The following is a 13,974-nucleotide window of genomic DNA, read 5'->3' on the forward strand; positions in this document are numbered from 1 at the left end:
GGGTGGCTTAGGTCACTGTTACCGGAGGGTAGATACGTGCCATGATCCGGACATGACGAGCACCCCCACTGAGAGCCAGCGCGAGTTCCGCACCATCGGCGTCATCGGTCTGGGCACCATGGGTGCCGGAATCGCCGAGGTGTTCTCCCGCAACGGCTACACCGTCATCGGCGTGGAGCGCGACGAGGACGGCATCGCCCGCGGCCGCCAGCACCTCCAGGCCTCCACCAACCGTGCGGTGAAGCGTGGCAAGCTCAGCGAGGACGACGCCCAGGCGCTGCTCGACCGGATCACGCTGACCAGCGAGATGAAGGACCTGGCCCCCGCCGACCTCGTGGTCGAGGCCGTGGTGGAGTCGCTGCCGGTCAAGAAGGAGCTCTTCTCCGCCCTCGACGAGATCGTCTCGCCCGACGCGATCCTGGCGACCAACACCTCCTCGCTCTCGGTCACCGAGATCTCCACCGCCAACGCGCGCCCCGGCCGGGTCATCGGCGTGCACTTCTTCAACCCCGCCCCGGTCCAGAACCTCGTCGAGATCGTCCGCACGGTGGTCACCGAGCCCGCGGTCCTCTCCGACGTCCAGGGCCTGGTCGAGGGCCTGGGGAAGAACCCGGTGGTGTGCGGCGACAAGGCCGGCTTCATCGCCAACACGCTGCTCTTCGGCTACCTCAACCACGCGGTGCGGATGTTCGAGGGCCGCTACGCCACCCGCGAGGACATCGACGCCGGCATGCGCTACGGCTGCGGCTACCCGATGGGCCCGCTGGCCCTGCTGGACCTGATCGGCCTGGACACGGCGTACGAGATCCTGGACACGATGTACAAGCAGGGCCGCGACCGGCTGCACGCGCCCGCCCCGATCCTCAAGCAGATGGTCACCGCGGGCATGCTCGGCCGCAAGACCGGGCGCGGCTTCTACACCTACGAGGCGCCCGACAGCCCCGTCGTCGTCGCCGACGACAAGACCCCCTCGGCCGACTCCGCGCCCCAGCTCAAGCGCGACATCAAGCTGGTCGGCGTGGTCGGCACCGGCACGATGGCCTCGGGCATCGCCGAGGTCTTCGCCAAGAGCGGGTACGACGTGCTCTGCGTGGGTCGCTCGCAGGCCAAGGCCGACGGCGTCATCGCCGCGATCACCAAGAGCTTCGACAAGCAGATCCAGCGCGGCAAGAGCACCGAGGAGGCGAAGGCCGAGGTCCTCGCCCGGGTCACCGCCTCCAGCCGCCTCGACGACCTCAAGGACGTCGACCTGGTGGTGGAGGCGATCGCCGAGGACCTCGCCATCAAGACCACCCTGTTCGAGAACCTCGACGAGATCTGCAAGCCGGGCGCCATCCTGGCCACGACCACGTCGAGCCTGCCGATCATCTCGATGGCCAAGGTGACCAAGCGTCCCGAGGACGTCATCGGCATGCACTTCTTCAACCCCGCGACGATCATGAAGCTGGTCGAGGTGGTCTCCACGGTGTCGACCTCCGACGACGTCGCCGAGACCGTGCTGGCGCTGTGCGCGAAGGTCGGCAAGGTGGCCGTCTCCTGCAGCGACCGCGCCGGGTTCATCGTGAACGCGCTGCTGTTCCCCTACCTCAACGACGCGGTCAAGATGCTGGACGCCCACTACGCCTCGGCCGACGACATCGACATCGCCATGAAGCAGGGCTGTGCGCTGCCGATGGGCCCCTTCGAGCTGCTCGACGTGGTCGGCAACGACGTCTCGCTGGCGATCCAGCGCGAGCTCTACCTGGAGTTCCGCGAGCCCGGCTTCGCGCCGGCGCCGCTGCTGGAGCACCTGGTCACCGCCGGCTACCTGGGCCGCAAGACCAAGCGCGGCTTCCGCGACTACAGCGCCCGCTGAGCGGCCGGGCCGGTCACGCCACCCGCCGTGGCGTGGCCGGCCCTGACGCTCTCAGGCCGGCTGGGCGGGCTGCCACGGAGTGAGCCAGGGCGTGGCCGGCCAGCCCTCGCGCCCGGCCACCAGCTCGTACATGGTGGCGCCGTCCACCGCCTCGCGGACGATGTCGGCGTGCCCGGCGTGCCGGGCCAGCTCCTCGATCAGGTGGAACCACGCCCACCGCACCGACCACGCCTCGATGTCGGTGGGGTTCCACGGCGCCGGCGGCACCGGGACGGGGGTGTCCAGGTCGAGGCGCGTCACGGCGTCCAGCACCCGGCCCGAGACGTCGTCGAACGCGGCGAGCGCCGCCTGGACGGTGTCGCCGGGCAACCAGGTGTACGCCGCCTCCCGGGCGGCGTACCGCTCCTCGTCGCTGCGCTCGTCGACGGGGTGCTCGGGCGCCGCGAGCGCCTGGGCCAGCCAGCCCTCCTGGACGTCGCTCACGTGCTTGACCAGCGCTCCGACGCTGAGCGCGCTCGGGGTCGGAGCCAGCCCGGCCTGCTCGTCGGTGAGGCCGTAGGCCACGGCCCGGAAGGCATCCTGCTGCTGGAGAAGGTAGGCGCGTAGGGCGTCGCGCTCGTCGCGTACGGGTGGGGCCTGTCCGGGCATCAGCTGTGCTCCTCGGTGGTGGCGGCGACGTGGTCGCCGGGGGTCCGGTTCACGGTGGTGGCGCGGTGCAGGTCGCGCAGCAGCGCGATCTCGGCACCGTGGTGGATCAGCTCGCGGTGGATGTGCAGGACCAGCTCGGCCATCGGGTGCTCGGCCCAGGGCCCCTCGGCCTCGCCGCACGGCCGGGTCAGGCCCTCCTCGCCGAGGGCGCGCACGCCGGCCGTCCAGGTCGCGTACGCGTCGTCGAGCTGGGCGAGCGCTCCCTGCGCGGTGCCGGCGTAGTCAAAGGAGACGTAGTCGGTCGGCGGAGCGCCGAAGTGGGCGGCGTTGCGCCCGGCGAGGACGCCGACGATCACGTGCCCCAGCCGCCAGGCGATGGTGGTCACCGGCGCCGGGTCGGGCTCGGGGAAGGCGAAGTCGATCGTGAACGGGCCGCTGCCTCCCTGCACCGGGGCGGTGCCGGTGCCGCGCGGGCGCACGTTCCAGGTCTCGGGCGCCGGCTCCCAGAAGTACTCGGCGTCGGTGAGGTCATCCAGCCGCGGGCGCAGCTGGTGGCGCCAGTGCCAGTCGATCTGGTCGAGGAGAAGGGGGTTCCAGGTCAGGGTCGTCGTGGTCATGAGCCCACCCTGGCGGCAATACAGGACCGTTTCGGTCCGCTACCTCTGCGATCCTGGGGGTATGGCCGACACGACCCAGCGGGTGCTGACCCTGCTCTCCCTGCTCCAGTCGCGTCCGGTGTGGACCGGGCCGGAGCTGGCCGAGAGGCTGGGCGTGACCACCCGCTGCATCCGGCGCGACGTCGAGCGGCTGCGGGAGCTGGGCTACCCGGTCAACGCCACGCAGGGGGTGGGCGGCGGCTACCAGCTCGGTGCCGGCCGGGCGCTGCCGCCCCTGCTGCTCGACGACGAGGAGGCGGTGGCCGTCGCGGTCTCGCTGCGCCTGGCCGCGGGCGGCACCGTGGCCGGCGCGAGCGAGGCGGCGCTGCGGACCCTGGCCAAGCTCGACCAGGTGATGCCGCCGCGGCTGCGCGCGGAGGTGCGGGCGATCCGCGACGCCACCGTGACCCTGGCCGGCACCGCGATCGAGATCGACGGCGAGGCGCTGCTGACCCTGGCCCGAGCCTGTCGCGACAGCGTGCGCGTCCGCTTCGGGTACACCCCGCACGGCCGGGACGCCGGCGAGCGCACGGTGGAGCCGGTGCGGATGGTGGCCGCCGGCCGGCGCTGGTACCTGATGGCCTGGGACGTGGAGCGGGACGACTGGCGGACCTTCCGGCTGGACCGGATGAGCGGGGTCCGGGCGACGACCTGGCGCTTCCCGCCACGCGAGCACCCCGACCCGGCGGCGTTCGTGCAGCGGGCGGTGGCACACGGTCCCTATCGCTGGCAGACCCGGGTGCGGCTCGGCGCGCCGGCCGAGGAGGTGCGCCAGGTGGTCACCCCGCAGTCGGGCACGGTGACCCCGCTGGACGCGTCGAGCTGCCTGCTCGAGGCCGGCGCCGACAGCCTGGCGTCGATGGCGCTGCACCTGGCCTGGCTGGGCTTCGAGATCGAGGTACTCGATCCACCCGAGCTGCGCGAGGCGCTGGGCGAGCTCGCGGCCCGGCTGCTCCGGGCAGCCGCCGCCCGGCCCGAGCAGGCACACTGAGCCCGTGCGCCTCGTCTCCCTCGCCCTGCCCGCCGTGCTGGTGACCCTCCTGCTGGGGCTGCTGGGCTCGCCCGCGGCGGCCGCCGGCCCTCCGCCGGGTGCCGACTGGGACTACCAGCTGGGCGGGCCGCGCGGGGTCCCCGACCACGTCGGCGTGGTGGTCCTCGACCGCGAGGCCGCTCCCGTGCCGGGGCGTTGGAACGTCTGCTACGTCAACGCCTTCCAGACCCAGCCGGACCAGCGCCGGCTGTGGCGCGAGCGGCACTGGCGACTGGTGCTCAAGCAGGGCGGGCGCCCGGTGGTCGACTCCGGGTGGGGGGAGTGGCTGCTGGACCTGCGCACCCCCGCCCACCGGGCTGCGCTGAGCGCCATCGTGGGGGAGTGGATCGACGGCTGCGCCGCCGACGGGTTCGACGCCGTCGAGCTCGACAACCTCGACTCGTTCAGCCGCAGCCGGGGGTTGCTGCGCCCGCGCCACGCGAAGGCCTACGCCCGGATGCTGGTCGCGCGCGCCCACGACGCCGGGCTGGAGGTGGCGCAGAAGAACTGGGCGGAGCTGGACGGGAGGAGCCTCGGCTTCGACTTCGCCATCGCGGAGTCCTGCGGGCGCTGGCGCGAGTGCGGCGCCTACGTCGCGTCGTACGGGGCCCGGGTGCTGGCGGTGGAGTACGGCCGCGCCGACTTCCGTCGTACCTGCCGGCAGTGGGGGGAGCGGATCCCGGTGCTGCTGCGCGACCGGGCGCTGGCGCCTCGGGGCGCGCGCCGGTTCTGCTGAGACGGATATGTCAAGCACACTTGACATATCCGCATGGTGACAAGCATGCTTGACACATGAAGAACGTCGTGAGGGAGCTGCGCGCGGCCCGGGGCCTGTCCCAGGCGGACCTGGCCCGGGCGCTCGGTGTCTCGCGGCAGACCGTGAACTCGATCGAGACCGGTCGCTACCTGCCGTCCCTGCCGCTGGCCATCACGGTGGCCCGGTTCTTCGGCACGACCGTGGAAGAGGTGTTCGATGTCGATGCGTGAGAGCCCCACGTCCCTGACCCGCTGGGCCATCCCCGCTGTGGCGGTGCTGGCCGGGGTGGCCTACCTGGTGGCCGGCCTGCTGGGCGACGACCTGGCCTTCGGGGTGTTCGGCCTGGTCCTGATGCTGGCCGCCGGCGGAGGCTTCCTGCTCGCCACCCGCTTCAGCGAGACGGCCTCCGGGCTGCGTGAGCGGACCGACGAGCGGATCAACGAGATCGACCGCTCCGCGGCGCTGACGGCCGGGATGAGCGTGCTGCTCGCCGTGCTGGCGATGTTCGTGATCGAGCTGGCCCAAGGCGGGGACGGCTCTCCCTACTACCAGCTCGGAGCGCTCGGCGGCCTGGTGTACCTGGTCTCGCTGCTGTGGCTGCGCTGGCGTCGCTGAGCGGTCGCTCAGGCGCCGCTCAGGCGCCCGCGCGTCGCGCTCGATAGGCCGCCACCGCCACCCGGTTGCCGCACGCGGTGCTGCAGAAGCGCCGCGAGCGGTTGCGGGAGAGGTCGAGGACCAGCCCGTCGCAGCCGTCGTCGGCGCACACACCCAGGCGCGAGGTCTCGTCGGCGCGGATCACGTCGATCATCGCCATGGCGGTCTCCACCACGATCCGCGTCGCCAGCGGCTGCTCGGGGTCGACCGCGTGCAGGTGCCAGTCCCAGTCGTCGTGGCGGACCAGCTGGGGCAGGGCCCGCGCCTCGGCCAGCATCCGGTTGACGATGCCGGCGGCCGCGTCGCGCTCGCTGGTGAGCAGCTCGCGCAGCGCGGGGCGCAGGGCGCGCACCGCGGCGAGCTCGGCGGTGTCGCGCTGGTGGCGCCCGGTGTACTCGAAGCGCGCGTAGAACGCGTCCAGGTCGGCCACGCTCTGCAGCGTGTCCGGGGGCGAGGCGGTGTTGACCAGGGTCACCGCAGCCAGGAGTGCCACCTCGGTGTCATGGGTGAAGGGCATGTTGACAGGTTACTCAGGCCGGACCTAGCGTCATTGCCCATGGGCACGATCACTCATGACACCCGCGCGTCGTCGCGGCTGGGCTCCGGAGTGGCACTGGCGCTGCTGTCCGCGGCCGCCTTCGGCACGTCGGGAGCTCTGGCCCGCGGGCTGCTCGAGGCCGGCTGGTCGGCCGGAGCGGCGGTGACGGTGCGCGTCTGGCTCGGCGCCCTGATCCTGGGGGTCCCGGCTCTGGTGCTGCTGCGCGGGCGCTGGGGGCTGCTGCGCGCCCACGCGGGCCTGGTCGCGACCTACGGACTGGTCGCGGTGGCCGGGTGCCAGCTGTGCTACTTCTACGCGGTCGCCGAGCTGCAGGTCGGCGTGGCGCTGCTGATCGAGTACACCGCGCCGGTCGCGGTGGTGCTGTGGATGTGGGCGCGTCACGGACAGCGGCCCGGGTGGCTGACGGTAGCCGGGGCGGCGATCGCCACGGCGGGGCTGGTCCTGGTCCTGGACCTGATCTCCGGTGCCGACCTGAGCCTGAGCGGGGTGCTGTGGGCGCTCGGTGCGATGCTCGGTGCGGCGACCTACTTCGTGATCTCCGCCGACGAGGACAACGGTCTGCCCCCGCTGGTCCTGGCCGGAGGGGGGCTGCTGGTCGGCGGCCTCGTGCTGGCCACGGCGGGCCTGCTCGGGCTGGTCCCGATGGCGGCCAACACCCGCCCCGTGGCGTACGCCGCGGGCACGGTGTCGTGGTGGGTGCCGCTGCTCGGGCTGGGCCTGGTCTCGGCGGCCCTGGCCTACACCGCGGGGATCGGCGCGAGCCGCCGGCTGGGCTCGCGGCTGGCCTCCTTCGTCGCCCTGACCGAGGTGCTCTGCGCCCTGCTCTTCGCCTGGCTCCTGCTCGAGGAGCTGCCGCGTGCCGGGCAGCTCCTCGGTGGCATGCTGATCCTGGCCGGGGTCGTCGTGGTGAAGACCGGCGAGCGCGACGTCCCCGTGGGCGACCCGCAGTCGCCGCTCAGCGAGTGAGCCGTCTCAGCGGGCGTCCTGGCGCTTGACCACGACCTCGCGCATCAGCAGCAGGATGGCGGCGGCGGTGGGAATCGCCAGCAGCGCACCGACCACGCCGAGCAACCCCGCGCCGACCAGCGCCGCGATGACGATGACCGCGCCGGGCACGTCGACCGAGCGCGACATCACCCGCGGGTAGATCACGTAGTTCTCGATCTGCTGGTAGACGACGTAGAACACCACGCAGGCGAGCCCGATCCGGGGGTCGTTGGCCAGGCCGATCGCGCTGACGATGACGGCGCCGAGGGTGGCCCCGATCATCGGGATCACGTCGAGCAGCGCGACCACGAAGGCCAGCGCGACGGCGTACTCGCCGAGGCCGACGACGACCAGGAACACCAGCGAGGTCACGCCCGCGGTCAGCGCCACGAGGAAGGCGCCGGAGACGTAGGCGCCGACGTTGCCGAGGATCTCGTCGCCCAGGGCGCTCACCCGCTCGCGCCGGCTGGCCGGCGCGAGCCGGTACAGCGACGCCTTGAGGTGGGGCAGCGAGACGAGGAAGTAGAGCGTCAGCGCGATCACGATGAACGCGTTGAACAGCACCGAGAGCACCGCGATGCCGAAGCCCAGCGCGCCGCCGAAGGCCGCCGAGGCGAACCCGCCCTCGGCGATGTAGTCCTGGACCCGGTCGATGAGCCCGTAGCGCGCGTCGAGCTCCTGGACCCGGTCGTTGTGCTGGAGCTGGTCGAGCCAGTCCGGCGCGCTCCTGGTGATCTGGGTGACCTGCTCGGTGATCACCGGCACCAGCGCCAGCAGGAACAGGGTGATGCCGAGCAGCACGAAGCTGATCACCACCGTGACCGCCCACGGGCGCCGCAGGCCGCCGTGCACGATCAGCAGCTCGACCCAGGGGTTGAGGCCCACCGCGAGGAAGGCCGCGACCACGATCAGCAGCAGGATCGAGCTGATCGAGACGACCTGCGTGCCCAGCCAGATCGCGAGCATCGCGCCCAGGGCCCCGAAGAAGCCGATGGTGAAGGGTGAGTGCGACAGCAGCGGCCGCCCCTGGCGAGGTGCCCGGGGGCGGCCGATGCGTGGCTCGGGGGGTGCCTCGATCAGGACTCGTCCTCGGTGAAGCCCGCGACGACGTCGCGCAGCGCGCCCAGCTGGGCGGCGATCGCGTCGCGACGCTTGGACATCCGCTCCACCTCGGCACGGATCACGGCGAGCTCGCGCTCCGCCTCCGCGTCGCCGCTGGCGGCGATCGACTGGGCCTGGGTGCGCGCGGAGGTGACGATCTGCTCGGCCTCGCGCCGCGCCCGGCTGACCAGGGCCTCGGACTCGGTCTGGGCCTGCTGCCGCTGGGCGTTGGCCTGGGTGATGGCCTCGCGGGCCCGCTCCTCGGCGGCGGCCGCGCGCTGCTCGGCCTCCTCGACGAGGCGACGCGTCTCGGCGGTGGCGCTGTTGTGGTGGTCGGTGGCCTCGCGGGCCAGGCGCTCCTTCTCCACCGCCAGCGTGCGGCGCGCCTCCTGCACCTCCCGGTCGGCGGCAGCGCGGGCCTGCTCGGACTCGCGGGTCGCGGAGATGCGCAGGTCGTTGGCCTCCTGCTGGGCGGCCAGCCGCAGCTGGTCGGCCTCGCGCCGTGCCGAGGCGAGGGTGTCGGCGGCCTCGGCCCGAGCCAGGGTCCGCTCCTGCTCGGCGTCGGCGAGGATGCGGATGCGCCGCTCCTCGAGGTCCTTGAGCTGGACGATGCGCATGTCCTCGGCCTCGCGGCTGGCGTCGGCGCGGATCGCCTTCGCGTCCCGGGCGGCCTGCTCGCGGATCTCCCCGGCGTCGCGCTCGGCCGAGGCCCGGACGTCGGCGGCCTCCTCCTCGGCCAGACGCAGCATGGCGCTGGCTCGGCCGCCGAGACCGGCGTAGGAGGGGTTCTTGTTCTCGTCGAGCTCGGTGCGCAGCCGCTCGGTCTCGGCCTCGAGGCCGGCCAGGCGCTGCTGCGCCTGGGCCAGGTCGCCGGCCAGCGCGGCCCGCTCGGCGAGCATCGCCTGCAGTTGCGCGTCCACCGCCTGGCGGTCGTAGCCGCCGCGACGCACCACGGGCAGGCTGCCCGGGTCGAACGCGCTCGCGCCCGAGGCCATCGCGGGGCGCTGCTGTCCGGTCGGGCCGGGCTGAGCGACCGTGCGCTGCGCGGTCGGCGGCGCCGTCCGCCCGGGGGCGGTGGGAGGTGGCGTGGAGGCGGCGGATCGGGTGGTGCCGCCCTGCTCCTGCTCCACGGCCGGGATCAACCGGGTCGGCTGGTCATCGACGGACGCCTCGGTGCCCCCCGGCTCCTCGTCGAAGATGGACAGACCCTGGTTGCTCATGTCGTGGCTACCTCTTCCTGGCGGTGCGGCGAAGGACTCAAGTGTCGCGCATGGGCGGTGAACAACCCACCCCGGCTCGCAGGCGTTCGGCGAGCCGGGGTGGGAATGTCGCGGGGGCCCCGAGAGGCCGCCGGCTCAGACGCCGCGGAAGCGGTTGATCTCGGTCAGGTGGCGGCTGCGCATCTCCTGGTCGCGCACGCCCAGACCCTCCTCGGGGGCCAGGCAGAGCACGCCGACCTTGCCCTGGTGGGCGTTCTGGTGGACGTCGAGCGCGGCCTGGCCGACCTCGTTCAGGCCGTAGGTCTGCGACAGCGTCGGGTGGATCATGCCCTTCGCGATGAGCCGGTTGGCCTCCCAGGACTCGCGGTAGTTGGCGAAGTGCGAGGAGATGATTCGCTTGAGGTTCATCCACAGGTACCGGTTGTCGTACTCGTGCATGTAGCCCGAGGTCGAGGCGCAGGTGGTGATCGTGCCGCCCTTGCGGGTCACGTACACGCTCGCGCCGAAGGTCTCGCGGCCCGGGTGCTCGAAGACGATGTCGATGTCCTCGCCGCCGGTGAGCTCGCGGATCTTCGCGCCGAAGCGCTTCCACTCCTTGGGGTCCTGGGTGTGCTCGTCCTTCCAGAACTGGTAGTTCTCCTCGGAGCGGTTGATGATCAGCTCCGCGCCCATGCTGCGGGCGATCGCGGCCTTCTCCTCGTTGGAGACCACGCAGATCGGGGTCGCGCCGCCGTTGAGCGCGTACTGCGTGGCGAAGCCGCCGAGGCCGCCCGAGGCGCCCCAGACCAGGACGTTGTCGCCCTGCTTCATCGCGCCGCCGTTCTTGGAGACCAGCTGGCGGTACGCCGTGGAGTTCACCAGGCCGGGGGAGGCGGCCTCCTCCCAGGTCAGGTGGGCGGGCTTGGGCATCAGCTGGTTGGACTTGACCAGCGCGATCTCGGCGAGGCCGCCGAAGTTGGTCTCGAAGCCCCAGATCCGCTGCTGCGGGTCGAGCATCGTGTCGTCGTGGCCGTCGGGGTCCTCGAGCTCGACCGAGAGGCAGTGGGCGACGACCTCGGTGCCGGGCTTCCAGCGGGTGACGCCGGGGCCGGTCTTGAGCACGACGCCGGCCAGGTCGGAGCCGACCACGTGGTAGGGCAGGTCGTGGCGCTTGGTGAGCTCGGACTGGCGCCCGTAGCGCTCCAGGAAGCCGAACGTGGAGACCGGCTCGAAGATCGAGGTCCACACGGTGTTGTAGTTGATCGCCGAGGCCATCACCGCGACGTACGCCTCGCCGGGTCCGAGTTCGGGCAGCGGCACGTCGTCGAGGTGCAGCGACTTGCGGGGGTCCTTGTCGCGGGTGGCGACGCCCTCGAACATGTCGACCTCGTCCTTGTGGACCGTCACCGCCCGGTAGGACTCCGGGAGGGGCAGTGCGGCGAAGTCCTCCGCGCTGGTGTCGCCGGCGAGGATTGCGTCGAGAATCTGCTTCACGGGTACTCCTGTGTCGAGGCGGGGCTGCGGCAAGTGGTGCGGAATCTACTCAGGAGTAGCACCGGGTGTCAGCCCCGTGTGATCTATCTTGCGGACCCTCGACACAACTCCTACGCTGCGCGGGACCCGGGCGCCACCAGTCCTGCCCGCCGATCGAACTCCTCAGGAGACCTGTGACCGCGCCTCGCGTCGACCTCAACAGCGACGTGGGGGAGTCCTTCGGGCGCTGGGTGCTGGGCGACGACGAGGCCATGCTCGCCGTGGTGAGCAGCGCGAACGTCGCCTGCGGCTTCCACGCCGGGGACCCGCTCACCCTGCAGACGACCTGTCGCCACGCCGCGGCGCAGGGTGTCGCGGTCGGCGCCCAGGTGGGCTACCGCGATCTGGCCGGCTTCGGCCGGCGCTTCATCGAGATGGAGCCGGCCGAGCTGACCGCCGACGTGCTCTACCAGATCGGGGCGCTGGAGGCGATGGCGCGCGCGGCGGGGACGCGGGTGCGCTACGTCAAGCCGCACGGCGCCCTCTACAACGCGGTCGTGCACCACGAGGAGCAGGCGCGGGCGGTGGTCGCCGCGGTCCGCGCCTGGGACCCGTCGCTGCCGGTGCTGGGCCTGCCCGGCAGCGTGCTGCTGCGGGTGGCGCAGGAGGCCGGGCTGCGCGTGGTGCGCGAGGTCTTCGCCGACCGGGGCTACACCCCGCACGGCACCCTAGTGGCGCGCCGCGCGGCCGGCGCCCTGCTGAGCGACCCCGAGGTGGTGGCCCGGCGGGTGGTCCGGATGGTCACCGAGGGCGTGGTGGAGGCCGTCGACGGCAGCGAGGTGGCGCTGAGCGCGGAGTCGGTGTGCGTGCACGGCGACTCCGCGGACGCCGTGCGGATGGCGCGCCGGATCCGGGAGGAGCTGGCCCGGGTCGGGGTCGACGTGGAGCCGTTCGTGTGACGGGCCGGCGCGGCCCGACCCCCCGCCTGCTGCCGTACGGCGACCGGGCGGTGCTGGTCGAGCTGGCCGACACCGCGGCGGTGCTGCGCCTGGTCGACGCGCTGAGCGCCGCCGCTGTGTCCAGCGTGGGCGACCTGGTCCCGGCCAGCTCGACGGTCCTGTGCCTGGCCGGCGAGGGCGTGCCCGTCGCCCGCCTGCGCGCGGACCTGGCCGCGACCCTGGAGCGCCTCGCCGGCTCCACCGACCCGACCCCCGGCCCGCCGGCGTCCGCGCGAGAGGACGTGGTGGAGATCCCGGTGCGCTACGACGGCCCGGACCTGGCCGAGGTGTGCCGGCTGACCGGCCTGGCCGCCGGGGAGGTGGTCCGCGCCCACACCGGCACCCCCTGGCGGGTGGCGTTCGGCGGCTTCGCGCCCGGCTTCGGCTACCTCGTCGGCGGCGACCCCCGGCTGCGGGTGCCGCGCCGACCGCGTCCGCGCACGCGCGTGCCCGCCGGGGCGGTGGCGCTGGCCGACGAGTACAGCGGGGTCTACCCGCGTGAGTCGCCCGGGGGCTGGCAGCTGATCGGCACCACGCGCGTGTCGACGTGGGACCTGGAGCGCGAGCCGCCCGCGCTGCTGCGCCCCGGCGCGAGCGTCCGTTTCGTGGTGGAGTCGTGAGCCGCCCCCGGCTGCGGGTGCGCCGCGTCGGCGGTCCGTGCCTGGTCGAGGACCTGGGGCGCCCGGGCCAGGCGGCGATCGGGGTGGGTCGCAGCGGCGCGGCCGACCGGGCGTCGTACCTGCTCGCGAACCGGATGCTCGCCAACCCGCCCGGGGCGGCCGCCCTCGAGGTGGTGCTGGGGGGACTCGAGCTGGTCGTCGAGGAGGCCCTCGCCTGGGTCTGCGTGACCGGGGCACCCGCCCCGGTGAGCGTGGCGGGGCGCGAGGTCGGGCCCGGCCGGGTGGTGGCCGTCCCGGCCGGCTCGGTGCTCCGGCTGGGCACGCCGCCGGGCGGACTGCGCTCCTACCTGGCGGTGCGCGGCGGCATCGACGTGCCCCCGGTGCTGGGCTCACGCAGCCGCGACGTGCTGGCCGGGCTCGGCCCGGCGCCCGTCGTGCCCGGTGACGTGCTCGACGTCGGGGAGCCGGGGGAGGCCCAGCCCGTGGTCGGCGCGGTGGCGCTGCCCGGCTACCGCGACGAGGTGGTGCTGCGGGCGGTGCCGGGGCCGCGCCACCACCGGATCGCGGACCTGGGGGCTCTGGTCACCACGACGTGGACGGCCTCGGCGGACTCCGACCGGGTGGGCATGCGCCTGACCGGGGGAGTGCTGGCACCTGCCCCGGGTGCCGTCGCACTGGCCAGCGAGGGAGTGCTGCGCGGAGCGATCCAGGTCCCGCCCGCCGGCGAGCCCGTCCTGTTCCTGGCCGACCATCCGGTCACCGGCGGCTACCCGGTGGTGGCCGTGGTGCTCGACGCCGACGTCGACCGGGCGGCGCAGGTGCGCCCAGGTGAGCGGCTACGGCTCACCTGGGCGCGCACCTGGCGCTGAGTCATCCAGCGCCGAATCATCTAGTGCTGAGTCAGTGCGCGGGGACCTTCGCCGGCTCGACGAGCTCGACGAGCACGCCACCGGCGTCCTTGGGGTGCACGAAGTTGATCCGGGAGTCCGACGTGCCGCGGCGCGGGGCGTCGTAGAGCAGGCGCAGGCCGCGCTCGCGCAGGATCGCCGAGACCTGCTCGACGTCGGTGACGCGGTAGGCGAGCTGCTGCAGGCCCGGACCGGAGCGGTCGAGGAACTTGGCGATCGTGGACTGCTCGTTCAGCGGGGCCAGCAGCTGGATGCAGGAGCCGGAGTCACCGACGGCCACCATCGCCTCGCGGACCCCCTGCGCCTCGTTCACCTCCTGGTGCACCACATGCATGCCGAACTTGTCGCGATACATCGCGATCGCCTCGTCCAGGTCGGGCACGGCGACGCCGACGTGGTCGATGCAGGTGAACAGGTGCTCGGGAATCTCCAGCGGGGCTGTCATGAACGCCATCGTACGCCGAGGCCCACGCCCCGCCAGGGGCTCAGCACACTCGCCGCCGGCTGTGACGAGCGCTACAGTCCACGC

At 73.1% G+C, this 13,974-nt stretch carries 16 protein-coding genes; 9 read left to right on the plus strand and 7 right to left on the minus strand.

What is annotated here, in order from left to right; translation table 11 throughout:
- The first annotated feature begins 52 nt into the window (after positions 1 to 52).
- Complete coding sequence (locus AC6EH9_RS09255) at positions 53 to 1,855, plus strand: 3-hydroxyacyl-CoA dehydrogenase family protein (protein ID WP_498422464.1); 1,803 nt, start codon at positions 53 to 55, stop codon at positions 1,853 to 1,855.
- 51 nt (positions 1,856 to 1,906) lie between these two features.
- Here AC6EH9_RS09255 and AC6EH9_RS09260 read toward each other — a convergent pair whose 3' ends face one another.
- Positions 1,907 to 2,503 (minus strand): DinB family protein, encoded by a 597-nt coding sequence (locus AC6EH9_RS09260; protein ID WP_498422466.1) that lies wholly within the window; start codon positions 2,501 to 2,503, stop codon positions 1,907 to 1,909.
- Positions 2,503 to 3,120 (minus strand): DinB family protein, encoded by a 618-nt coding sequence (locus tag AC6EH9_RS09265; protein ID WP_498422468.1) that lies wholly within the window; start codon positions 3,118 to 3,120, stop codon positions 2,503 to 2,505. The genes AC6EH9_RS09260 and AC6EH9_RS09265 overlap by 1 nt, the downstream gene beginning before the upstream one ends.
- Before the next feature lie 61 nt (positions 3,121 to 3,181).
- On the opposite strand from AC6EH9_RS09265, the gene AC6EH9_RS09270 reads away from it, so the two are divergent.
- From AC6EH9_RS09270 to AC6EH9_RS09285, 4 genes are read left to right on the plus strand one after another with little or no spacing between them, the layout of a single operon-like run.
- The gene (locus tag AC6EH9_RS09270) at positions 3,182 to 4,150 is read left to right on the plus strand and encodes a helix-turn-helix transcriptional regulator (protein ID WP_498422470.1); all 969 of its coding nucleotides are present in this window, start codon (positions 3,182 to 3,184) and stop codon (positions 4,148 to 4,150) included.
- A 4-nt stretch (positions 4,151 to 4,154) separates the two neighbouring features.
- Positions 4,155 to 4,925 carry an endo alpha-1,4 polygalactosaminidase gene (locus tag AC6EH9_RS09275; RefSeq protein WP_498422471.1) on the plus strand — a complete coding sequence of 257 codons (771 nt, stop codon included), beginning with the start codon at positions 4,155 to 4,157 and terminating at the stop codon, positions 4,923 to 4,925.
- Positions 4,926 to 4,981: 56 nt separating this feature from the next.
- Positions 4,982 to 5,176 (plus strand): helix-turn-helix transcriptional regulator, encoded by a 195-nt coding sequence (locus tag AC6EH9_RS09280; RefSeq protein ID WP_498422473.1) that lies wholly within the window; start codon positions 4,982 to 4,984, stop codon positions 5,174 to 5,176.
- Complete coding sequence (locus AC6EH9_RS09285; RefSeq protein WP_498422475.1) at positions 5,163 to 5,561, plus strand: hypothetical protein; 399 nt, start codon at positions 5,163 to 5,165, stop codon at positions 5,559 to 5,561. Before AC6EH9_RS09280 ends, AC6EH9_RS09285 begins: the two co-directional genes overlap by 14 nt.
- Before the next feature lie 19 nt (positions 5,562 to 5,580).
- Here AC6EH9_RS09285 and AC6EH9_RS09290 read toward each other — a convergent pair whose 3' ends face one another.
- A complete protein-coding gene (locus AC6EH9_RS09290; protein WP_498422477.1) occupies positions 5,581 to 6,117 on the minus strand; it encodes a CGNR zinc finger domain-containing protein in 537 nt (178 codons plus the stop codon).
- 39 nt (positions 6,118 to 6,156) lie between these two features.
- Between AC6EH9_RS09290 and AC6EH9_RS09295 the strand changes: the two genes are divergently transcribed.
- Complete coding sequence (locus tag AC6EH9_RS09295; protein WP_498422479.1) at positions 6,157 to 7,125, plus strand: EamA family transporter; 969 nt, start codon at positions 6,157 to 6,159, stop codon at positions 7,123 to 7,125.
- A gap of 6 nt (positions 7,126 to 7,131) precedes the next feature.
- Here AC6EH9_RS09295 and AC6EH9_RS09300 read toward each other — a convergent pair whose 3' ends face one another.
- The 3 genes from AC6EH9_RS09300 to ccrA all read right to left on the minus strand — a co-directional run bounded on the left by AC6EH9_RS09300 (position 7,132) and on the right by ccrA (position 10,940).
- On the minus strand, positions 7,132 to 8,112 hold the full coding sequence (locus AC6EH9_RS09300; protein ID WP_498422480.1) for an AI-2E family transporter: 981 nt from the start codon (positions 8,110 to 8,112) through the stop codon (positions 7,132 to 7,134).
- A gap of 110 nt (positions 8,113 to 8,222) precedes the next feature.
- Positions 8,223 to 9,467, minus strand: a complete 1,245-nt coding sequence (locus AC6EH9_RS09305; protein ID WP_498422482.1) for a hypothetical protein — start codon at positions 9,465 to 9,467, stop codon at positions 8,223 to 8,225.
- A gap of 135 nt (positions 9,468 to 9,602) precedes the next feature.
- Positions 9,603 to 10,940, minus strand: a complete 1,338-nt coding sequence (ccrA, locus tag AC6EH9_RS09310) for a crotonyl-CoA carboxylase/reductase (protein ID WP_498422484.1) — start codon at positions 10,938 to 10,940, stop codon at positions 9,603 to 9,605.
- Between the two features lie 173 nt (positions 10,941 to 11,113).
- Between ccrA and AC6EH9_RS09315 the strand changes: the two genes are divergently transcribed.
- The 3 genes from AC6EH9_RS09315 to AC6EH9_RS09325 are packed head-to-tail and all read left to right on the plus strand — an operon-like array spanning position 11,114 to position 13,406.
- Entirely contained in the window at positions 11,114 to 11,878 is a 765-nt protein-coding gene (locus tag AC6EH9_RS09315) for a LamB/YcsF family protein (RefSeq protein ID WP_498422485.1), read from the plus strand.
- Entirely contained in the window at positions 11,875 to 12,537 is a 663-nt protein-coding gene (locus AC6EH9_RS09320) for a 5-oxoprolinase subunit B family protein (protein WP_498422487.1), read from the plus strand. Before AC6EH9_RS09315 ends, AC6EH9_RS09320 begins: the two co-directional genes overlap by 4 nt.
- On the plus strand, positions 12,534 to 13,406 hold the full coding sequence (locus AC6EH9_RS09325) for a 5-oxoprolinase subunit C family protein (RefSeq protein WP_498422489.1): 873 nt from the start codon (positions 12,534 to 12,536) through the stop codon (positions 13,404 to 13,406). Before AC6EH9_RS09320 ends, AC6EH9_RS09325 begins: the two co-directional genes overlap by 4 nt.
- 31 nt (positions 13,407 to 13,437) lie before the next feature.
- Here AC6EH9_RS09325 and mce read toward each other — a convergent pair whose 3' ends face one another.
- Entirely contained in the window at positions 13,438 to 13,890 is a 453-nt protein-coding gene (mce, locus tag AC6EH9_RS09330) for a methylmalonyl-CoA epimerase (protein ID WP_498422490.1), read from the minus strand.
- Positions 13,891 to 13,974 lie beyond the last annotated feature (84 nt).

The organism is Nocardioides sp. Z21_20 (assembly GCF_059766585.1).

What these genes read in the sequence shown, in the direction of transcription:
- AC6EH9_RS09255 (WP_498422464.1), top strand. Translation starts at nt 53, where the DNA reads ATGACGAGCACCCCCACTGAGAGCCAGCGCGAGTTCCGCACCATCGGC.
- AC6EH9_RS09260 (WP_498422466.1), bottom strand. Translation starts at nt 2,503, where the DNA reads ATGCCCGGACAGGCCCCACCCGTACGCGACGAGCGCGACGCCCTACGC.
- AC6EH9_RS09265 (WP_498422468.1), bottom strand. Translation starts at nt 3,120, where the DNA reads ATGACCACGACGACCCTGACCTGGAACCCCCTTCTCCTCGACCAGATC.
- AC6EH9_RS09270 (WP_498422470.1), top strand. Translation starts at nt 3,182, where the DNA reads ATGGCCGACACGACCCAGCGGGTGCTGACCCTGCTCTCCCTGCTCCAG.
- AC6EH9_RS09280 (WP_498422473.1), top strand. Translation starts at nt 4,982, where the DNA reads ATGAAGAACGTCGTGAGGGAGCTGCGCGCGGCCCGGGGCCTGTCCCAG.
- AC6EH9_RS09285 (WP_498422475.1), top strand. Translation starts at nt 5,163, where the DNA reads ATGTCGATGCGTGAGAGCCCCACGTCCCTGACCCGCTGGGCCATCCCC.
- AC6EH9_RS09290 (WP_498422477.1), bottom strand. Translation starts at nt 6,117, where the DNA reads ATGCCCTTCACCCATGACACCGAGGTGGCACTCCTGGCTGCGGTGACC.
- AC6EH9_RS09295 (WP_498422479.1), top strand. Translation starts at nt 6,157, where the DNA reads ATGGGCACGATCACTCATGACACCCGCGCGTCGTCGCGGCTGGGCTCC.
- AC6EH9_RS09300 (WP_498422480.1), bottom strand. Translation starts at nt 8,112, where the DNA reads ATGCTCGCGATCTGGCTGGGCACGCAGGTCGTCTCGATCAGCTCGATC.
- AC6EH9_RS09305 (WP_498422482.1), bottom strand. Translation starts at nt 9,467, where the DNA reads ATGAGCAACCAGGGTCTGTCCATCTTCGACGAGGAGCCGGGGGGCACC.
- mce (WP_498422490.1), bottom strand. Translation starts at nt 13,890, where the DNA reads ATGACAGCCCCGCTGGAGATTCCCGAGCACCTGTTCACCTGCATCGAC.